This is a genomic window from Streptomyces sp. NPDC056987 (genome assembly GCF_042673865.1).
In the GTDB taxonomy this organism is placed as follows: domain Bacteria; phylum Actinomycetota; class Actinomycetes; order Streptomycetales; family Streptomycetaceae; genus Streptomyces.
Genome location: NZ_JBHURV010000003.1, coordinates 287347 through 307630, shown reverse-complemented (window position 1 = coordinate 307630; position 20284 = coordinate 287347). Strand labels below are relative to the sequence as shown.

Genomic DNA, 20284 nt, shown 5'->3' with positions numbered 1-20284 from the left:
TCTTCGGCCGGTGCGGCCGGCCGGGGTGGCCGGTCGCGGTGACCGGCCCCACCCCGGCCGGCCGCACCGGCCCGTACCGGCCCCAGTCCGTTCCGTGCGAGCCGCCGGAGGCGCCCCATGCCCGTACCCCCAGCCGACGAGCTGCCGCCCTTCGACCCGGGCGACCCCCTCGGCCTCGACGATCTGCTCGACGCGGAGGAGCGGGCGATCCGGGACACCGTGCGCTCCTGGGCCGCCGACCGGGTGCTGCCGGAGATCGCCGGGTGGTACGAACGCGGCGAACTGCCCGGCATCCGCGAACTGGCCAGGGAACTCGGCTCCCTCGGCGCGCTCGGCATGTCCCTGACGGGGTACGGCTGCGCGGGGGCGAGCGCGGTCCAGTACGGACTGGCCTGTCTGGAGCTGGAGGCCGCCGACTCCGGCATCCGCTCCCTCGTCTCCGTACAGGGTTCGCTCGCCATGTACGCGATCCACCGGTACGGCTCCGAGGAGCAGAAGGAGCGCTGGCTGCCCGGGATGGCGGCGGGCACCACCATCGGCTGCTTCGGCCTCACCGAGCCCGACCACGGCTCCGACCCGGCGGGCATGCGGACGTACGCCCGGCGGGACGGCACCGACTGGGTGCTCACCGGACGGAAGATGTGGATCACCAACGGCTCGGTGGCGGGGGTCGCCGTCGTCTGGGCGCGGACCGAGGGCGACGGCGGACCCGGGAGCGGACGGGTGAGGGGGTTCCTCGTGCCGGCCGGCACCCCCGGGTTCTCCGCCCCCGAGATCCGTCACAAGTGGTCACTGCGGGCCTCGGTCACCAGCGAGCTGGTCCTGGACGAGGTGCGGCTGCCCGCCGACGCGGTGCTCCCCGGGGTCACCGGACTGCGCGGACCGCTGAGCTGTCTGAGCCACGCGCGCTACGGCATCGTCTGGGGCTCGATGGGCGCCGCGCGCGCCAGCTTCGAGGCGGCGCTCGGCTACGCGCGGACGCGGGAGCAGTTCGGCCGGCCGATCGGCGGCTTCCAGCTCACCCAGGCCAAACTCGCCGACATGGCGCTCGAACTGCACAAGGGGATCCTGCTCGCCCACCATCTGGGGCGGCGGATGGACGCGGGCCGGCTCCGTGCCGAACAGATCAGCTTCGGCAAGCTCAACAACGTACGGGAGGCGATCGGGATCTGCCGGACCGCGCGGACGATTCTCGGCGCCAACGGGATCTCGCTCGAATACCCCGTGATGCGCCATGCGACGAACCTCGAATCGGTGCTCACGTACGAGGGCACCGTCGAGATGCATCAGCTCGTGCTGGGCAAGGCGCTCACCGGCCTCGACGCGTTCCGGTGAGCCGCCCTGCTCAGCTCTGGTTGAAGAAGCCGTCCTGCGGACGGCCCACGGCGTCCCCGCTGACGATCTCGGTGTCGGCCGGGCTGAGCAGGAAGACCCGGGTGGCGACCCGGTCGATCGAACCGCGCAGTCCGAAGATCAGTCCGGCGGCGAAGTCCACGACGCGCTTGGCGTCGGCGGGGTCCATGGAGGTGAGGTTCATGATGACCGGGGTACCGGCCCGGAAGAGCTCGCCGATGGCCCGGGCGTCCCGGAAGGACTCCGGCGAGACGGTGGCGATTCTGCGGTCCTGCTCCTGGGCGGGGGCCTCGGGGGCGACCCGCATGCGCGGTTCGCTCCGCCAGGTCTCGCCGCTCTCCGCACCTTCGGCGTACTCGTCGTCGTAGTAACGCTCGTCGTTGTCCTCGACGAGGCCCAGCCAGGCACTCGCCTTACGCACCGATCCCATGGACGCCTCCTTTCACCGCGGTCACTTGAAGTTCCCTATCCCTATCGTCGTCCATCATGCGGATCGTGCGCCAAGGGGATAGTCGGCGCGCAGGCGATTCGTGACGGTACTGGTGCAGAAGATGTGGTGGTTCGTCAAGATTCCTCCAGGATACGGGCCCTGGGATGGTGCAAAATAATACGTTCCGGCCAGATGGGTGATGCTGGGTTCGTCCGGGTGAACGAATCACTCGATACGATGCGTCGCGCACAGCGGTACGACTCTCGGGGGAACGTCGTGTTCGGAATCGTCAGGCCATGCGCGCACCGGCTCGGCAGCCGTCTCAAAGCGGAGTGGACGGCCCATCTCTGCGGACTCTGCCTGGCACTTCGCGCCGATCACGGGCAGCTCTCCCGGATCGTCACCAACTACGACGGCCTGATCGTCTCGGTCCTGACGGAGGCTCAGGGCCCCCGGACGCCCGCGCAGCGCCGTACGGCCGGGCCCTGCCCGCTGCGGGGCATGCGGACCGCGCCGGTCGCGCGCGGCGAGGGGGCGCGGCTCGCCGCCGCGGTCTCGCTCGTCCTGGCCTCGGCGAAGGTACGGGACCACGTCGCCGACGGGGACGGGCTGTTGCGGCGCCGTCCGCTCGCCGCCGCCGCGCGCCGGGTGGCCGGCGGCTGGGACCGGGCGGGCGCGCGGACCGGCGCGGAACTGGGCTTCGACACCGCCGTCCTGGTCGACGCCGTCGACCGCCAGCCCGGCATCGAGGCGCTGGCCGGGCCGGGTACCCCGCTGCTCACCGTCACGGAGCCGACCGAGACCGCGACCGCCGCGGCCTTCGCGTACACCGCCGTACTGGCCGGGCGGCCGGGCAACGAGGCACCGCTGGCCGAGGCGGGGCGGCTCTTCGGGCGGCTCGCGCACCTCCTGGACGCCGTGGAGGACCAGGAGACTGACGCGGCGTCAGGTTCCTGGAACCCGCTCACCGCGACGGGCACCTCACGGGCGGAGGCGCGCCGGCTCGCGGACGACGCGGTGCACGGCGTCCGGCTCGCGCTGCGCGACGCCGAGTTCACCGACGACCGCCTGGCGCACATGCTGCTCGCGCACGAGTTGCGCGCCTCGGTCGACCGCGCTTTCGGCCCGGCGCGGTGCGCGCACACCCACGGCAGCACTCCGTCCGGCGCCCCGTCCCGCGCCCCGGGCACGCTGCCGCCCGGCTTCCCCGAGGGCCCGCGGAAGCCGCCGGAGAAGCGCGGGTTCCTGGCCGGCTGCGCGGTCTTCACCGGGCTTTTCTGCACCTGCCAGATGTGCTGTGCGAAGGAGTACGAGGGCCCCTGGTCGCGGCAGAAGCACGAAGGCGTCTGCCGCGACGGCGACTGGTGCGAGGGCTGCTGTGACTGCTGTGAGGGTTGCGGCAACTGCTGTGACTGCTGCGAGAGCTGTGGCAACTGCTGTAGTTGCTGCGACTGCGGGGGTGTCTGACCGGGGGCGTCTGACCGGGGGTGTCTGACCGTACGCACCCGAAGGCGCGCGTCGGACGATGGTGCGAGGGGAGGGGAGGAGCGTGGAGCGCTGCGTGTGAAGGCACGCGGAGAACGGCGCGGCGAGCACCGGGAAGAGCACGGGGTGGCGCAGGGCGTCAGCTCAACAGGAAGAGGACCACACGCGACCGAAGTCGATGTGGGAGCGCTTGACCAGCCACTGCTGCGCATACATGAGCCAAGTGGAACAGGCATCCGTTTCCGCGTCAACCGGCCCCCGCGTCGGCGTGAGACGCGCGGCTCACAGTGTGGACAGGCTTGACAACAGGCCGTACGCGCCGCTTAGCCTCGGTCCCGCAGGCGGACCCCGCTGAGGGGCTCGGTCCACCCGCGTTCCGTGTGAAGGCACCTCCCGTGTTCGATCCCTGCATCCACGGAGCCTTCCATGTCCGCGTCACCGGATCCGGACCCCGTCCGCACACCTCCCGCCACCCCGTCCGTCGTGATCGTCGGCGCGGGCCCGCGCGGCACGGGCTTCCTCGAACGGATCGCCGCCAACGCGCCCTCCCTGTACGGCGGTCTACCGCTGGACATCCATCTCGTCGACCCGTTCCCGCCCGGCGCCGGCCGGATCTGGCGCCGCGACCAGTCCCCGCTGCTCTGGATGAACTCCATGGCCGAGGACGTGACGATGTTCACCGACGACTCGGTCGTGCTGGAGGGACCCGTACGCCCCGGACCCGCGCTCGACGCCTGGGCCCGGGACGTCGCGGCGGGCCGCGCCCGCCCGGCCGCCGCGCCCGGGGCCATCGGCGATGCTGGGGCCGCGGCCGACCAGGCCGGGCTGCTCGCCGAGATCGCCGCCCTCACCGCGCAGAGCTTCCCCAGCCGCCGGGTCCAGAGCGCCTATCTGAGCTGGGTGTACGAGCGGACCGTGGCCGCCCTGCCGCCCGGCGTCCGGGTCCATCTCCACCCCACCCACGCGCTGCGCGTCCACGGCCCGCGCGAGGGGCGCCAGCGCGTGGTGCTCGCCGGGCGGGCCGAACCGCTGGAGGCGGATCTCGTCGTACTGACCCTCGGTCACCTCGACGCCGAACCCGACCCGGACCAGGTGGAGCTGGCCGGATTCGCGCGCCGGCACGGGCTGCTCCACCTGCCGCCCGACTTCACCGCCGACAGCGACCTGTCCGCCCTGCCCGCCGGTGAACCCGTCCTCGTGCGCGGTTTCGGGCTCGCCTTCGTCGACCTGATGGTGCTGCTCACCGAAGGGCGCGGCGGCCACTACACCGGGGGCGAGGGCCCCGGCGACGAGCTGGTCTACCACCCCTCGGGGCGCGAGCCCGTCCTCCACGTCGGCTCGCGGCGCGGCGTGCCGTACCACTCCAAGATCGGTTACGGGCTGACCGGCGAACGCCCCCCGCTGCCGCGCTTCCTCGGCCCCGGGCAGGTCGACGCGCTGCTGAGCGGAACCGAGCGGCCCGACTACGACCGTGACATCCGGCCGCTGGTCGAGAAGGAGCTCGGCTTCGCCCACTACCACCGGCTCTTCGCCGCCCACCCCGAACGCACCCGCGTCCACTGGGCCGACTTCGAGGAGAAGTACGCGGCGGCCGGCCCCGGGAGCCCCGAACTGGAGGCCCTGATCGGCTCGGCCGTCCCCGACCCCGCCGACCGGCTCGACCTCGCCGCGCTCGACCGGCCGCTCGACGGGGTGCGCTTCGCCTCGTACGACGCGCTTCAGGACGGTCTGCGCGCCTACATAGCCCGCGACCTGGCCCGGCGCCACGACCCGGCCCACAGCGCGGACCTCGGGGTCTTCCTCGGGCTGCTCTCCGTCTACGGCCAGCTCGTCCGCCTCGGGGACCTCGGCGACCCCGGCGGGCGGTGGCACGGCTTCTTCAGCTACCTCGCCTCGGGGCCGCCGGGCCCCCGGCTGCGGCAGCTCCTCGCGCTCTCCCGGGCCGGTGTCGTCCGCTTCCTCGGCGCGGACACCACCGTCGAGGCCGACGAGCGCGGCGGCGTCTTCCGGGCCCGCGGCGCCTCCGTACCCGGGGCGTACGTCGAGGCCCGCGCCCTGGTCGAGGCCCGGCTCCCCGACCCCTCGCCGGACCGCACCCTCAGCCCGCTGCTGCGCGCCCTGTACGACGAGGGGGCGGCCACGGTCTCCGCCGCCGGGCTGGTCAGGGTCGACCCCGGGGACGGCCGGCTCGTGGAGCGCGACGGCCGCCCGCACCCGCGCCGCTTCTCCCTCGGCCCGTACACCACGGCGCGGTCGAGCGGGGCGTTCGCCCGGCCGCGTACCGGCGGACCCGCGTTCCGCCAGAACGACGCCGCCGCGCGGAGCGCCCTCACCCTGCTCGCCGGAGTGGCCGCCCGTACGGTCCGGGCACCGTCCCCGTCCGAAGCCGGAAGGTAGGGCTCCCCGTGTCCGCCACCCGTACCCTCCACCTCGCCGCCGAGATCGGCGGCCCGCCCCGGTACGACGCCGCCTCCTACGTGGCGCTCGCCCGGCTGGCCGAGCACGGCGCCCTCGACTTCGTGACGCTCAGGGACTCCTTCGAACGCCCGGGACCCGACGCGCTCGCGGTGCTCGCCCGGGTCGCCCCCGCCACCGGACGCGTCGGCCTCGTCCCGACCGTCACCACCACCCACACCGAGCCGTTCCACCTCGCCGCGGCGATCGCCACCCTGGACTGGGTGAGCCACGGCCGGGCGGGGTGGCTTGTCGACGTGTCGACCACCACCGCGCAGGCCAGGCTCTTCGGCCGGCGCCCCGCCGCGCCCGCCTCCGCGCTCTGGCGGGAGGCGGGCGAGGTCGCCGACGTGGCCGCCCGGCTCTGGGACAGCCGGGAGGACGACGCCGGGATCCGCGACACGTCGACAGGCCGCTTCGTCGACCGGGACACGCTGCACCCTGTCGACTTCCGGGGCGCCACCTTCGCCGTACGCGGCCCGGCCGCCGTGCCCCGGCCACCGCAGGGACACCCCGTCACCGTGGTCGACATCGTGACCGGACGCACCCCCGAACTCACCGAGACCGCCGCCCGGTACGCCGATGTCGTCCTCATCAGGGCGGGCCGGGCCGAGGAGGCCGCGGCCCTCCGCGGGCGGCTGCGCGCCCGCGCCGCCGAGACCGGCCGCGACCCCGGCACCCTGCGCGTGCTGGCCGCGCTCACCCTCGACTGCCACGACGGCGAACGCCCGCGGGAGCCGGGCTGTGTGTACGGGACGGACACCGCCGCCGGCGCGGCGGGCGCGCACTACCGGGGCGGCCCGGTCGACCTCGCCGACCTCATCACGCGCTGGCACGGCGACGAGGCCGTCGACGGCTTCCACCTCACCCCCGTCGAGCCGCACCGGGACCTCGAACGCCTGGTCAACGGCACCGTCGCGGTCCTCCAGCACCGCGGCCTCTTCCGCACCTTCCACCCGGGCGGCACACTCCGCGAACACCTGGGCCTGGCCCGCCCCGCCAACCGGTACACGACCGCGGGGGGAGCGTCATGACCACGGAACCGACGCGCGGCGCCACGGAGGCGACCGGGGCCGCATGTCCGCGCCCCCGCAAACGGCTCCATCTCGCGGCGCGCTTCCCCGGGGGCGACAGAAGCGCGGTCCGGGCCGACTTCGCCTCCTTCGAGGCGCCGGCGAGGACGGCGGAGCGCGGCACGTTCGACTTCTTCCTCCTCGCGGAGGAGCCCCGGCCGCACGAGCACGTCGGCCACCCCGAACCGCTCACCGTGCTCAGCGCCCTGGCCGCCGTCACCGACCGGCTCGGCCTCGCCGCCACCGCCGGCACCACCTTCAACGAGCCGTTCGAACTGGCCCGCAGGTTCGCCACCCTCGACCACCTCAGCGCGGGCCGCGCCGCCTGGCACGTGGTCACCTCCTCCGACGCCCGCACCGGGGAGAACTTCCGGCGCGGCGGCTGTCCCGACCGGGCCGGCCGCCGCACCCGGGCCGCCGAGTTCGTCCGTACCGCCCGCGAACTGTGGGACTCCTGGACCCCGCCGGCGCCCGGCTCCCCGGACGGCGCGCCCCGGCCCTTCGCGCACTCCGGGCCGCAGTTCGAGATCGCGGGGGAGTTCACCGTCCCGCGCTCCCCGCAGGGCCACCCCGTGATCATCCAGGCCGGGGACTCCGACGAGGCCCGCGAGTCCGCCGCCCACGCCGCCGACGTGATCCTCACCCGGGGCGGCACGCTGGAGGAGGGCCGCGCCTGTTACGCCGACACCAAGGCGCGGCTGGCCGCGTACGGCAGGAAACCGGACGACCTCAAGATCATCACGAGTGCCACCGTCGTCCTCGGGGACAGCGACGCCGCGGCGCGGGAGCACACCGCGTACGACCCGGACGGGCCGCGGTCCTTCACCGGCACCCCGGAGACCGTCGCGGCGGAGATGGACGCCTTCGTCTCCGCCGACGCGGCCGACGGGTTCCTCCTCCTGCCCCCTCCCACCCCGGGCGGGCTCGACGACTTCGTCGACCGGGTGGTCCCCCTGCTCCGGGAGCGCGGCGCCTTCCGTACGGAATACGAAGGCACCACCCTGCGCTCCCACCTCGGGCTTCCCGATCCGGTGAACCCGGTATGAAAGGTTGAACAGCATGACAACGGACACACCGCCCGTCCCCGCCCGGGAGTGGACGACCTGGCACGAGCGCCGCACCGCCACGGTCTCCGCCCCGTACGGACCGCTCGCGCTCACCGGCACCCACTGGCTCGCCGACCACCCCGACGGGGTCCTCCCCGGGCTCCCGGGCCTGTGGCGCGAGGACGGCGACGCGATCGTGCTGAACGCGGCGGCCGGCGACGGGCTGACCGCCGACGGCGAACCGCTCACCGGCGGGATCAGGCTCACCGCCGACAACGGCCCCTTCGCGGAGTCCCGGATCGCGGCCGGCCCGCGCCGGCTGGTCGTGCTGCGCCGCGAAGGGCTGTGGGCCGTACGGGACTTCGACCCGGACTCCGCCGCGCGGCGCGCCTTCCGCGCCATCGAGGCCACCCCGTACGACCCGGCCTGGACGCTGCCGGGCCGCTTCCGCCCGTACGACGGGAGCCGCACCGTCCAGGTCGCCAACGCCGACGGCCGGGAGCGCGGGCTCGGCCTCGGCGGGGAGCTCGCCTTCACCGTCGGCGGTACGGAGCACACCCTCCAGGTCGCGGTGGAGGCCGACGGCTCCCTGTGGGCGGTCTTCGCCGACACCACCAGCGGCCACGGCAGTTACCGCTTCCGCTTCCTGCGGCCCGCCGCCCCGGCCGCCGACGGGACGGTGACGGTCGACTTCAACCGGACGCTGCTCCCGCCGTGCGCCTTCGCCGACCACTTCATCTGCCCGTTCCCGCCGCCCGGCAACACCCTTCCCATCGCCGTCCCGGCGGGCGAGCGCACGGTCCGCACCGACTGACCCGGAGCGGCCTCCGACGGGCACCGGGCGTACCTCACGCGGCGCCTGGGCACCGTACGCCCCACCGGTGTCGCGGACGGCCAAAAGACGCCCTTGCGGGGGCAGTTGAGGCCGCCAATACTCCCGTGCAGCGCCGGTCGGGGCGCGCCGCGGTCCGGGAGACCCCCGCACCGCGCCGCGTCCCCGGCTGCGCCTCACGGGCCCAGGAACCCCACGAACGGGCCCCCGATCCCCCTCGGGAGGAACGACAGTGAGGACCAAGCGCACCAACCCCCTCAGCGGTGTCGCCAGACGCGTACGTCTGATCGCCGTCACCACCGGAATAGCCGCCGCGGCGGCCCTCGCCATACCCACCGCGAGCGCCGCACCGGCCACCACGTTCAGCGCGAGCCAGCTCACCGCGGCGAGCGAAGCCGTCATGGAAGCCGATGTCGCGGGCACCGCCTGGGCCGTCGACCCGGCGACCGGGACGGTGGTCGTCCAGGCCGACTCCACGGTCACGCAGGACGGGATCGACTCGATCGAGCGGGCCGCGGGCGCCAACGCGGGCGCGCTCCGCGTCGAGCGGACCGAGGGCAAGCTCTCCAAGCTCATCTCGGGCGGCGACGCCGTCTACGCCACCAGCTGGCGCTGCTCGGCCGGGTTCAACGTCCGCAGCGGCTCCACGTACTACTTCCTGACGGCGGGCCACTGCACCGAGGGCCTGCCGCCCTGGTACACCAGCTCGGCGCACACCACGAGCATCGGCCCCTCGGCCGGCACCAGCTTCCCCGGCAACGACTACGGCCTCGTGCGGTACTCGAACACCTCGCTGGCCCACCCGGGCACCGTCGGCAGCGTCACCATCACGGGCGCGGCCAACGCCACCAACGGGATGTCCGTCACGCGCCGCGGCTCCACGACCGGCATCCACAGCGGTTCGGTCACGGGCCTCAACTACACGGTGAACTACGGGAGCGGTGACGTCGTCAGCGGTCTGATCCGCACCAACGTCTGCGCCGAGCCGGGCGACAGCGGCGGGCCGCTCTACTCCGGCTCCACCGCCATCGGTCTGACCTCGGGCGGCAGCGGGAACTGCTCCTCGGGCGGTACGACGTACTTCCAGCCGGTGACGGAGGCCCTGAGCGCCTACGGGGTCACGCTCGTCTAGAAGGACAGGACGAACAGACGAAAGAGAGCGCTCCTGACCGAGCGCGGGGCGAGTCTCCGTCCGTACCGACGGGCGGGGACTCGCCGCCGTTCTCTGCGAAGATGTCAGGGTGTGCGCCGCAGAGGGAACGGGGGCCGTGAAACAGTGAAACGCATCGGAGTGACCGGTCACCGGAACATCCCGGCCGAGGCGTACGCGCACATCAGAGCCGCCATCGCGGCCGTGCTCCACGGCCAGGGCGGGTCGATGGAGGCGCTCTCCAGCCTCGCCGTGGGCGCGGACCAGCTCTTCGCCGTCCTCGCCCTGGACCACGGCGCGCAGCTGACCGTGGTCATCCCCAGCGGCGACTACGAGGACGACTTCGAGGGCCAGGACGAACTCGACGGCTACCGGCGGCTCAAGGAGCGGGCCACCCTGGAGGTCCGGATGGCCTATCCGCACTCCACCGACGAGGCGTACTACGCCGCGGGCACCTACATCGCCGACAACTGCGACCGGCTGCTCGCGGTCTGGGACGGCCGGCCCGCCCGCGGCCTCGGCGGGACGGGCGACATCGTGCGGTACGCACGCGAGCGCGGGAAGCCGGTCACAGTGATCTGGTGCGAGGGCGTCGAGCGCGCCTGAGGCGGCGCGCCCCACGCCCGCCGGCCGCGGGGCCGGACCGCGGCCCGGCGGCTCAACTGCGGTGCCGTACCAGCCAGTCGGTGTGCTGCGGCGAGACGATGCGCTCGGTCTCGTACACCGCGTTCGCCCACTGCTGCTCGGTGACCATCGTCTCCATCGCCGTGTGCATCGCCGCCAGGTCCTCCTCCACCAACGAGTGGGCGGATATGAGGGGTTGGTGCCGGCGTATCTCGCTCCACGCCAGACAGGCCGCCGCCGACGCCGACAACAGCCCCAGCACCGCACCCGAGTCGGTGACCGAGAACGTCCGCAGCACGGCGAGGAGCAGCGCCAGCAGGGTGAGCAGCGCGATGGTGGCCGACCAGAGGGTGGTGGCCCGGCGGGAGACGACCGTCCTGCGGTGGTACCAGTTCCGCTGCTCGATCAGCCGGTCCCTGACATAGGTCTCCTTCCGGGCACTGAACGGCTTGTCCCGCAGCACCCGCATCGCGGGCGTGATCAGCTCCCCGGTGGCGCCCTGCCCCGGATCCGCTCCCTCCCCGGGATTCTCGCGCGGGTCCTCCCACCCCACCTTGCGCAACTCCGCGAGCCCCGCCTCCATCCGGGAGGCGAAGAGATCGGCGGCCCCGGCCACCCCGGAGTCGAAGGGCGCGCCGTGCACTGCGTAACGCCAGGAGAGCGATTTGATGAACTCGGCGGCGGAGCGGTTGAGTTGCCAGTGTGACTTCGCTCGCTGGCCCGCCGAGCGGAACGTGACCAGAAGCACACCCGCGTACGCCAACGCGCCCAGGGCACTGACGATTTGGAACGAATCGCCCACCGTCCCGTGCCAGGGCAGCGAGGTCAGCAGCGCGCCCAGCACCAGCAACAGGAGCTGGCGGCGGGTGGCGTTGACCGCCTGGCGCTGCCGGCGGATGGCGACCCCGTCCGCGTGATGGAAGAGAACCGGCAGATCAGCGTTTCGGAAGACCATGCTGTGCAGTGGTCCGCGTACGTCGGCCATGCGCGCCCCCGTCTGCTGTTTTGTTGTCACTCGATCAGCGGAACGATCAGTCCCGCACCCGGTCGTGTGGTCCCCGGCAACGCTTTCGTCTCGTCCCCACGTGCCGAGTTGCCGCACGGGTTCATGAGAGTAAAGTCGAGCCGCTGACACTGCAACGGTGCGGTGTCTCCTGTACGACTGACATGATCAAGGACGGCCGCCGTGACCTCTCAGACCTCTGCCGCCTTCGCCACCGCGAAGAAGAACCGTGTCCCCCTCGCGGAGATCGACGTACGTGACGCCGGTGTCGCCAGGAAGCTCGGTCGTGTACTGCCCATGCCCAGTGGCCGTGTCGCGCGCGTTTCGAGCTTCAACTCGGCGCTCTAGACCGGCTGGACCGGCTGGACCGCAACTCCGCGCTCTAGACCGGCTGGACCGGCGAAACACCGTTGGTCACCACTGGCGGAACGAGCTCTAGACTGTCGGAATGACAGGACCCCTGGTCCCCTTCCGTGAGATCGTTCTGAAGGTCCACAGCAGGTGTGATCTTGCGTGCGACCACTGCTACATCTACGAACACGCCGATCAGAGCTGGCGTACCCGCCCCAAAGCGATCTCTGACGAAGCGATTTCCCGGACAGCTCTGCGACTGGCCGAGCACGCCGCCACCCACGCCCTGCCCTCCGTGTCAGTGATCCTGCACGGAGGGGAGCCACTGCTCGCCGGCCCCGCCCGGCTCCGGCGCGTGTGCGAGGAACTGACCGCCGCCCTCGACGGCGTCGCCGAGCTGGACTTACGCGTCCACACCAACGGGCTCCAGCTCTCCCCCCGCTACCTCGACCTCTTCGACGAGTTCGGCGTCCGGGTCGGTATCTCCCTCGACGGCGACCGCGCGGCCAACGACCGGCACCGCCGCTTCGCGGACGGCCGCAGCAGCCATCCCCTGGTCCTCAAGGCCGTCGAACTCCTCCGGCAGGACCGCTACCGCCATCTCGACCTCGGGCTGCTCTGCACGGTCGACGCCGCCAACGACCCGGTCGGCGTCTACGACGCGCTGGACGCGCTCGACCCGCCGCGCATCGACTTCCTGCTGCCGCACGCCACCTGGGACGAGCCGCCGCCGCGCCCGGACGGCTCGCCCACCGCGTACGCCGACTGGCTGCTCGCCGTCTTCGACCGGTGGGACGCCCGGGGCAGGCCGATGCCCGTACGCCTCTTCGACTCGGTGCTCTCCACCCTCGCCGGCGGCCCGAGCCTCACCGAGTCGCTCGGCCTCGCCCCCACCGATCTCGTCGTCGTGGAGACCGACGGCACCCTGGAGCAGGTCGACTCCCTCAAGAGCGCCTACGAGGGCGCCGCGGCCACCGGCTTCGACGTCTTCGCGCACGCCTTCGACGAGGTCGCCGCGCACCCCGGGGTACGGAGCCGGCAGCTCGGGCTCGCGGGGGTGAGCGAGGAGTGCCGGCGGTGCCCGGTCGTGCGCTCCTGCGGCGGCGGGCTCTACACCCACCGCTACCGTTCGGCGCCGGAGCCGTCGCCGGGCGCCCCCGGCGCTCCCGCCGGCTTCGACCACCCCTCGGTGTACTGCGCCGACCTGGCCGCCCTCATCCGCGGCATCGAGGACCGGACGCGCGCCGAGAGCGTCCCGCCCGCCGTCGGCCACCCCGGCGAACTCCTCGTCGCCCAGCACGAACTGACCCGCTCGATGCTGGCCGAGCTGCACGCCGCGCTCGACGGCCGGGGCGGCGAGCCCTGGCAGGAGGCGTGGGAGCTGGCGGCCGCCGTCGAACGGGGCTCCGACGGGCTCGACGCCGTCTTCGCCCACCCCTACACCCGTACCTGGCTCGCCGAGGCGATCGCCGCCGCCCGCGGGGACCGCCCCGACGCGCCGGACCTCGCGGAGCGGGTGGGGGCGTACCTCGCCGCCGCCGTCCTGCGCGGGGGGCTCGACACGGCCGTACGCGTCCGCCACCGGGGCGGTGTGCTGGTCCTGCCCACGCTCGGCGCGCTGCGGCTCGGCGAGCCCGGCGAGGCCGAGGTGCGCCTCGCCGAGAAGGGGTTCGTGGTGCGTACCGGCGCCACGGAGCTGCGGGTCGTCCGCGCCGACGAGGCCACCGGGGTATGGCGCCCCGTGCGCCGCCTCGGCCGGGACGGCGCCCCCGACCTCGCCCTGGACGACGTCGACCCGTACCGCGACCTTTTCGACGCCCCCGCCCACCCCGGGCTCGGCCGGGACGAGGCCGCCGACTGGAGCGGCCGGCTCGCGGCGGCCTGGGCGCTGCTCCGCGAGGCCGTCCCCGACCAGGCCGCCGAGGCCGCCGCCACGCTCTCCACACTGACACCGCTGGACGGGCCGTTCCGGAGCCCCGTGGCGGCCCCGTACGGATACGGGGCGCTCGGCATCCCCGTACAGGGCGCCCCCGAGGCCCTGGCGCCCACGCTGCTGCGCGGCTACCGCCGGGCCACCCTGCGGGCGCTCACCGAGGTCGCCGATCTCTACGCGCTGGACGGCGCGTGGCTCCGGCCCGCGCCCTGGCGCGAGAGACCGGTGCCGTTCTCCGAACTGCTGGCGGGGGCCCACGAGCGGGTGGGCCTCGCCGCGTACGACCGACGCCACCTGGACCACGCCCTGCGGGCGCTGGACACCCTGGAGGACGCGGCCGAACTCACCGTCGGCGGGAAGAGCCTGCTGACCACCCTGCGCGCGGAGGCCGACCGTGTCCGACACCCCTGACCCCTCGGCTCCCCCGGCTCCCACCGCCGCGGAACTCGCCCGCGAGCTGACCGCCCTGGGCGTCACCCCCGGGTCGGTCCTGCTCGTCCACTCCGCCCTGCGCGGCACCGGGCTCGACGCCGACACCCTGCGCACCGCCCTGCTGACGGCGCTGGGCGAGGACGGCACCCTCGTCGTGCCGGCCTTCACCGAGGAGAACTCCGACACCTCCGCCGCCCACCGCGCCAGGATCTCCGGGCTGACCCGCCGCCAGGCCGCCGCGTACCGCTCCCACATGCCCGCCTTCGACGCGCGGACCACGCCCTGCCTCGCGATGGGCCGGCTGGCCGAGTCCGTACGCACCGCCGAGGGCGCCGTACGGAGCGGCCATCCGCAGACCTCGTTCGCCGCGCTCGGCGCGCGCGCCGCCGAACTGATGGCCGACCACCCGCTGCACAGCCATCTCGGCCCGGACTCCCCGCTCGGCGCGCTGGCCGAGGCCGACGCGCGGGTACTGCTGGTCAATGTGGGACACGGCGCGTGCAGCGCGTTCCATCTCGCCGAATACCGGCCCGGCGCGACCACACGTTCTTATCACTGTGTGGTCAAAGCGCCGGACGGATCACCGCGCTGGGTGGAATATGAGGATGTGAACCTCGACGACAGTGATTTCGCGGCGATTGGAGCCGCGTTCCCTTGGGGACTTGAGCAGAAGGGGCAACTGGGAGGGGCGGTCGGGCGGCTGTTCCCGATCAAGGACGCGGTGGCACACGCCACGGTGTGGATGGCCGGGAAACGGCGTTGAACAACGTGGATGTCCACCACAGGACGGGGGTCGTGTGCACGCGTCACCGCAGCAGCGAGCGGCCGACCATCGGCCGTACTTCTTCCTGAGCTACGCGCACACACCCCGGGACGGCGCCTCCGGGGCCGACCCGGACATGTGGGTGCAGAAGCTCTTCCGGGATCTGTCCGAGCACGTGATGGCGATGACGGATCTGCCGGCCGGCGCCCAGGCCGGCTTCATCGACCGGGAGATGCGCTCGGGCGAGGGCTGGTCGGAGCGGCTCGCCGACGTGCTCGCCACCTGCCGGGTGTTCGTGCCGCTGTTCTCACCGCGCTACTTCGCCAGCGAGATGTGCGGCAAGGAGTGGTACGCCTTCGCCCAGCGGGTCATCTACGAGCAGGCCAAGAACAACACCACGGCCGAGGCGATCGTCCCGGCCCTGTGGGTGCCCGTACCGGCGCGGCAACTACCCGGCCCCGCCGAGCGGTTGCAGTTCAACCACCGGGACTTCGGGGACCGCTACGTCACCGACGGCCTCTACGGGCTGATCAAACTCCGGATCTTCGAGGACGAGTACCAGCGGGCCGTCTACGAACTCGCCAAACGCATCGTCAGCGTCGCCGACACCGCCGCGATAGGCCCCGGGCGCCCCGTCGACTACCGCAGCGCGCCCAGCGCCTTCGGCACCAGCGGCGGACCCCGCCCGATGCAGGTCACCGTGGCCGCGCCCACCCGGCACGGGCTCCCGGAGGGCCGCCGGGCCGACTACTACGGGGGCATGGCCCAGGACTGGAACCCGTACCACCCGGACTCGGCCCGGCCGTTGGCGTACGTCACCCGGGATCTGGTCCGCTCCCTCAACTACCAGGCGGACATCGTCTCCTTCGACGAGGTGTCCGTACCCCACGAAGGCAAACATGCCCCCGTCCGGCCGGAGATACTGCTGGTCGACCGGTGGGCCCTCAACGACGAGGAACAGTGCGAGCGGCTCGCCGCGTTCGACGCCGAACACCGCCCCTGGGTGAGCGTCGTCGTCCCGTGGAACCGCGAGGACGAGCAGAGCCGGGCGGCCCAGGCCGAGTTGAGCGAGAAACTCGAACGGACCATGCCCAAGAAGATGGGGCAGGGCCGCGCCGCCTGCCGGGCCGCCGCCAAGGGCGTGCCCAGCATGGAGGCGTTCGGCCAGATCCTGCCCCAGGTCGTCGAAGCGGCGGCCCAGCAGTACCTGAGACACGCGGAGGTCTATCCGCCGGCCGGCGGCAGCCACACCGAACGGCCGCGGCTGCGCGGCCCGATGGCCGCCGAGTACGCCACGACGCACTACGTTCCCCAGACGCACGACCTGGCGCCCGATGCGGAGGACACGGATGACAGAACGTCGTGACGGACGCATCGTCACCTTCTACTCGTACAAAGGCGGCACCGGCCGCACCATGGCCCTCGCCAACACGGCCTGGATACTGGCCGCCAACGGAAAGCGCGTCCTCGCGGTCGACTGGGACCTGGAGGCGCCCGGCCTGCACCGCTTCTTCCACCCCTTCCTCGACCCCTCGACCCTCGGCGCGACCACCGGTGTGATCGACGTGATCACCGAGTACGCGTGGGCCGCGACCAGCCCCGCGGAGCGCCCCGACGACTGGCACCGCGACTACGCGCGGATCCAGCCGCACGCCGTCTCGCTCACCCCGGAACTCCTCGGCTGGGAGTTCCCCGACGGCGGCACCCTCGACTTCGTCTCCGCGGGACGGCAGAACCGCGAGTACTCCGCGACCGTCTCCACCTTCGACTGGGACAACTTCTACGACCGGCTCGGCGGCGGCCACTTCTTCGACGCGCTGCGCGAGGACATGAAGGCCCACTACGACTACGTCCTCATCGACAGCCGCACCGGGCTGAGCGACATCGCCGACATCTGCACCGTCCACCTGCCCGACGTCCTCGTCGACTGCTTCACCCTCAGCGACCAGTCCATCGACGGCGCCGCCGCCGTGGCCCGCCAGATCGACGAGCGGTACGGCGGCCGGGGCATCAAGATCTTCCCCGTGCCGATGCGCATCGACGAGGGCGAGAAGGAGAAGGCGGACGCCGGACGGGCCCTCGCCCGGCTGAAGTTCGACCGGTTCCCCGCCGGGCTCACCGGGGAACGCCTCACCGCCTACTGGGGCGCCGTGGAGATCCCGTACCGCCCCTACTACGCGTACGAGGAGACCCTGGCGACCTTCGGCGACGAGGCGGGGCTCTCCAACTCCCTGCTCTCCGCCTTCGAACGGCTCACCACCTACGTCACCGAGGGCGCCATCACCGCGATGCCGCCCGTCGGCGACGAGGCCAGGCTGCGGATCAGGGACGCCTTCACCCGGCGCAGGCCCGCGCTCCCCGCCGACCTCCACCTCAGCTACGTGGCGGAGAACCGGATGTGGGCCGACTGGATCGAATCCGTCCTCACCCGGGCCGGGTTCCGCGTCGTGCCGCGCGACGTCTCCGCCGAGCCGCCCGCCGGGCCCACCGGGGGCGACACCGGCTCGCTCACGATCCACCAGGACAGCGCCACCCGTACGGTCGTGCTACTCTCCGCCGCCTACCTCAAGTCCGCGCGGGCCGTGGAGGTCTGGTCGCGCTCCGCCTCCGAGGACCCCGGCGGCACCCGGCGCCAGCTCCTGCCCGTACGCGTCGGCGACGTACGGCTCACCGCCCCCTACATCGACCGCAACCCGGTGGACCTCTTCCGGCTGGACGAGGCGCACGCCACCGGCGCGCTGCTGCGCGCCCTGGAACGGCCCGCGCAGCTCGCCGACGCCGTCGCGCCGGGACCGCGCTTCCCCGGCACCGTCCCCAAGATCTGGAACGCGCCGGCCCGCAACCCCGGCTTCACCGGGCGTTCCGCCGTGCTGGAGCGGATGCGCGACCAGCTCGGCGGCGGCATGGCCGTCGTCCTGCCGCAGCCGCAGACCCTGTACGGGCTCGGCGGCATCGGCAAGACCCAGGTGGCGCTGGAGTACGTGCACCGCTTCATGGCCGACTACGACCTGGTCTGGTGGATCTCCTCGGAGCGGACCGCCGACGTGGTCGCCTCCCTCGCGGAGCTGGCCGTACGGCTCGGCGCGCGCGGCGGCGACGACATGTCCGCCGCCTCGATGGAGGCCGTCGACCTGCTGCGGCGCGGGGTGCCGTCCACCCGCTGGCTGCTGGTCTTCGACAACGCGGACGACCCCGAACTGGTGCAGCGGTACTTCCCGCCCGGCGGGCCCGGCCACGTCCTGGTCACCTCCCGCAACCAGACCTGGTCGAGTTACGGCGACGCGCTGCCCGTCGACGTCTTCCTGCGGGAGGAGTCCGTCGAACACCTCCAGCGGCGCGCCCCCGGGCTGAGCCTCGTGGACGCCGACAAGGTGGCCACCGCCGTCGGTGACCTGCCGCTCGCCGTCGAACAGGCCGCCGCCTGGATCGCGGAGACCGCCACACCCGTGTCCGAGTACCTCGACCAGCTGGGCCAGCAGGCCGCCGGGGTGCTGGCGCTCAACCAGCCCGCCGGATACCCGGAACCGGTCGCCGCGACGTGGAACATCTCCATCGACCGGCTCAAGGAGCGCTCACCGGCCGCGGTGCGGCTGCTCCAGCTCTGCGCCTTCTTCGCCCCCGAGCCGATCTCCGCCAACCTCCTCTACAGCAAGGAGATGATCGAGGCCCTCAAGCCGTACGACGTCTCGCTCCAGGAGACGCTCGTACTGGGCCGGGTCATCCGGGAGATCGGCCGGTTCGCGCTGGCCAAGGTGGACCAGGTCGGCAACAGCATCCAGGTGCACCGGCTGGTCCAGGCGATCATCCGGGCCCAGCTCACCGAGGAGGAGCAGCGGGACGCCCGGCACGCCGTCCACCGGATCCTCGCGGGCGCCAGGCCCGACGGCGACGAGCCGATCGACAACCCCGGCACCTGGGACCGGTTCAACACGATCTGGCCGCATCTCATCACCTCGGAGGCGAGCCTGTGCCGGCGCCCCGAGACCCGCCGGCTGCTGATCGACCGGGTCCGCTACCTGTGGAAGCGCGGCGACCTGCCCGCCGCCATCGAACTCGCCGGAGAACTGCGCGACCTCTGGCGCGAGACCCTCGGCAACGACGACCCGCAGTATCTGTACCTGCGCTTCCACCTGTCCAACATCTTCCGCTCGCAGGGCCGTTACGTGGAGGCGCGGGAGCTGGACGAGGAGACCCTGATCCGGCAGCGCAGGGTGCTCGGGCCGACCCATCCGCACACGTACATGACCACCAGCGGGCTCGCCATGGACCTCGGCACGCTCGGCGAGTACGCCAAGGCGATGGAGCTGGCGACCGAGGCGCACGAGGGGTTCAGCGGGATCTTCCACGACTCCCACCCGAGGACGCTCGCCGCCGCCAACAACCGCGCGCTGAACCTGCGCATGGTCGGCCGGTACGCCCAGGCGCGCGAGATGGACCAGGAGGTCTTCGACCGGCGGACGGAGGTGCTCGGCCCCGAGCACCCGTACACGCTCTCGTCCGCCGCCAGCCTCGGGCGCGACCTGCGGGAGATCGGCCGGTACGAGGACTCGGTCGCCCTGCTCAGCCGGACGTACGCCCTCTACAAGGAGCGCATGGGGCGCGCGTTCCCCGGCACCCTCGCGGCGGGCAAGAACCTCGCCGTGTCGCTGCGCAGGGCGGGGCTGCTGGAGGACGCGCGGCGGCTCACCACGGCCACCAGGAACCGCTACCGGGCCAAGTACGGCGCGGACATCAACCCGGACACCCTCGCCTGCGATCTCAACCTGGCGGCCGACCACTTCGCGTCCGGGGAGCCGGTGGCGGCCAGGGACCTGGCCCAGGAGGTCGTCGACCAGTACGTGCGGGTGCCGGGCGCCCGGCACCCGTACACCCTTGCCGCCATCAACAACCTCGGGGTCTTCCACTGGGGTTGCGGGGCACCGGAACTGGCGGAGCAGCTGCTCCAGGGGGCCCTGCGGACGATGCGGGAGGTGCTGGGCGACGAGCATCCGCACACGCTCTTCTGCACCGTCGGCCTCGCCAACGCCAAGGCGGACCTGGGGGAGCTGGACGAGGCGCTGGTGACCGAGCGGAGCGCCGTCGCGGGGCTGCGGGTCTCGCTGGGCGCGCGCCATCCGGAGACACTGGCCGTCACGTCCAACATGTGCGTGACGCTGGGGGCGCTGGGCCGCAAGGGCGAGGCGGCGCAGCTCCGGGTGGAGACCGTGGAGGAACTGGTCGGGCTGCTCGGCGAGGAGCACGCGCTGACCCGCTTCGCCAGGGACGACCGGCGGGTCTACCGGGATCTGGAGCCCCTGGCGGTGTGAGACACCCGGGGGGTACGGTGCCGGGTCCGCGCCCGGCACCGTACCCCTC

General features: G+C 73.0%; 15 protein-coding genes. 13 read left to right on the top strand and 2 right to left on the bottom strand.

The genetic code is table 11. The annotated features are described in order from the left end of the window. Positions 1-117: 117 nt before the first annotated feature. Positions 118-1335: an acyl-CoA dehydrogenase family protein gene (locus tag ACFTZC_RS05845; protein ID WP_382887180.1), complete on the top strand. Its 1218-nt coding sequence runs from the start codon at positions 118-120 to the stop codon at positions 1333-1335. A 10-nt stretch (positions 1336-1345) separates the two neighbouring features. Here ACFTZC_RS05845 and ACFTZC_RS05840 read toward each other — a convergent pair whose 3' ends face one another. Further along, the gene (locus ACFTZC_RS05840; protein ID WP_382887178.1) at positions 1346-1783 is read right to left on the bottom strand and encodes a cell division protein SepF; all 438 of its coding nucleotides are present in this window, start codon (positions 1781-1783) and stop codon (positions 1346-1348) included. A gap of 276 nt (positions 1784-2059) precedes the next feature. Between ACFTZC_RS05840 and ACFTZC_RS05835 the strand changes: the two genes are divergently transcribed. The 7 genes from ACFTZC_RS05835 (at position 2060) to ACFTZC_RS05805 (ending at position 10429) form a co-directional block, all read left to right on the top strand. Continuing rightward, positions 2060-3250 (top strand): DUF5685 family protein, encoded by a 1191-nt coding sequence (locus ACFTZC_RS05835; protein ID WP_382887176.1) that lies wholly within the window; start codon positions 2060-2062, stop codon positions 3248-3250. Positions 3251-3694: 444 nt separating this feature from the next. After that, complete coding sequence (locus ACFTZC_RS05830; protein ID WP_382887174.1) at positions 3695-5665, top strand: FAD/NAD(P)-binding protein; 1971 nt, start codon at positions 3695-3697, stop codon at positions 5663-5665. Between the two features lie 8 nt (positions 5666-5673). Then, complete coding sequence (locus tag ACFTZC_RS05825; RefSeq protein WP_382887172.1) at positions 5674-6756, top strand: LLM class flavin-dependent oxidoreductase; 1083 nt, start codon at positions 5674-5676, stop codon at positions 6754-6756. Next, positions 6753-7841 (top strand): LLM class flavin-dependent oxidoreductase, encoded by a 1089-nt coding sequence (locus ACFTZC_RS05820; protein WP_382887170.1) that lies wholly within the window; start codon positions 6753-6755, stop codon positions 7839-7841. Before ACFTZC_RS05825 ends, ACFTZC_RS05820 begins: the two co-directional genes overlap by 4 nt. Positions 7842-7854: 13 nt before the next feature. After that, positions 7855-8655: a DUF1684 domain-containing protein gene (locus ACFTZC_RS05815; RefSeq protein ID WP_382887168.1), complete on the top strand. Its 801-nt coding sequence runs from the start codon at positions 7855-7857 to the stop codon at positions 8653-8655. 250 nt (positions 8656-8905) lie between these two features. Then, positions 8906-9805 (top strand): S1 family peptidase, encoded by a 900-nt coding sequence (locus ACFTZC_RS05810; protein ID WP_382887167.1) that lies wholly within the window; start codon positions 8906-8908, stop codon positions 9803-9805. Positions 9806-9949: 144 nt separating this feature from the next. Continuing rightward, positions 9950-10429, top strand: a complete 480-nt coding sequence (locus tag ACFTZC_RS05805; protein ID WP_382887165.1) for a hypothetical protein — start codon at positions 9950-9952, stop codon at positions 10427-10429. A gap of 52 nt (positions 10430-10481) precedes the next feature. Here the strand turns inward: ACFTZC_RS05805 and ACFTZC_RS05800 are convergent, their stop codons facing one another. Then, a complete protein-coding gene (locus tag ACFTZC_RS05800) occupies positions 10482-11402 on the bottom strand; it encodes a DUF4231 domain-containing protein (protein ID WP_382887280.1) in 921 nt (306 codons plus the stop codon). Positions 11403-11633: 231 nt separating this feature from the next. Between ACFTZC_RS05800 and fxsA the strand changes: the two genes are divergently transcribed. The 5 genes from fxsA to fxsT all read left to right on the top strand — a co-directional run bounded on the left by fxsA (position 11634) and on the right by fxsT (position 20235). Beyond that, the gene (gene fxsA / locus ACFTZC_RS05795) at positions 11634-11798 is read left to right on the top strand and encodes an FxSxx-COOH cyclophane-containing RiPP peptide (RefSeq protein WP_382887163.1); all 165 of its coding nucleotides are present in this window, start codon (positions 11634-11636) and stop codon (positions 11796-11798) included. 100 nt (positions 11799-11898) lie between these two features. After that, the gene (gene fxsBH, locus ACFTZC_RS05790; protein WP_382887161.1) at positions 11899-14145 is read left to right on the top strand and encodes a radical SAM/SPASM protein FxsBH, inactivated beta-hydroxylase extension form; all 2247 of its coding nucleotides are present in this window, start codon (positions 11899-11901) and stop codon (positions 14143-14145) included. Beyond that, complete coding sequence (locus tag ACFTZC_RS05785) at positions 14129-14929, top strand: aminoglycoside N(3)-acetyltransferase (protein WP_382887160.1); 801 nt, start codon at positions 14129-14131, stop codon at positions 14927-14929. The genes fxsBH and ACFTZC_RS05785 overlap by 17 nt, the downstream gene beginning before the upstream one ends. 34 nt (positions 14930-14963) lie before the next feature. Beyond that, positions 14964-16295: an FxsC protein gene (fsxC, locus tag ACFTZC_RS05780; protein WP_382887158.1), complete on the top strand. Its 1332-nt coding sequence runs from the start codon at positions 14964-14966 to the stop codon at positions 16293-16295. After that, positions 16279-20235 carry an FxSxx-COOH system tetratricopeptide repeat protein gene (gene fxsT, locus ACFTZC_RS05775; RefSeq protein ID WP_382887156.1) on the top strand — a complete coding sequence of 1319 codons (3957 nt, stop codon included), beginning with the start codon at positions 16279-16281 and terminating at the stop codon, positions 20233-20235. The genes fsxC and fxsT overlap by 17 nt, the downstream gene beginning before the upstream one ends. The last annotated feature ends 49 nt before the right edge of the window (positions 20236-20284 follow it).

Excerpts from the sequence above, each read along its gene's own strand:
- ACFTZC_RS05845 (WP_382887180.1), top strand. The coding sequence starts at position 118 with ATGCCCGTACCCCCAGCCGACGAGCTGCCGCCCTTCGACCCGGGCGAC.
- ACFTZC_RS05840 (WP_382887178.1), bottom strand. The coding sequence starts at position 1,783 with ATGGGATCGGTGCGTAAGGCGAGTGCCTGGCTGGGCCTCGTCGAGGAC.
- ACFTZC_RS05830 (WP_382887174.1), top strand. The coding sequence starts at position 3,695 with ATGTCCGCGTCACCGGATCCGGACCCCGTCCGCACACCTCCCGCCACC.
- ACFTZC_RS05820 (WP_382887170.1), top strand. The coding sequence starts at position 6,753 with ATGACCACGGAACCGACGCGCGGCGCCACGGAGGCGACCGGGGCCGCA.
- ACFTZC_RS05815 (WP_382887168.1), top strand. The coding sequence starts at position 7,855 with ATGACAACGGACACACCGCCCGTCCCCGCCCGGGAGTGGACGACCTGG.
- ACFTZC_RS05800 (WP_382887280.1), bottom strand. The coding sequence starts at position 11,402 with ATGGTCTTCCGAAACGCTGATCTGCCGGTTCTCTTCCATCACGCGGAC.
- fxsBH (WP_382887161.1), top strand. The coding sequence starts at position 11,899 with ATGACAGGACCCCTGGTCCCCTTCCGTGAGATCGTTCTGAAGGTCCAC.
- fxsT (WP_382887156.1), top strand. The coding sequence starts at position 16,279 with ATGACAGAACGTCGTGACGGACGCATCGTCACCTTCTACTCGTACAAA.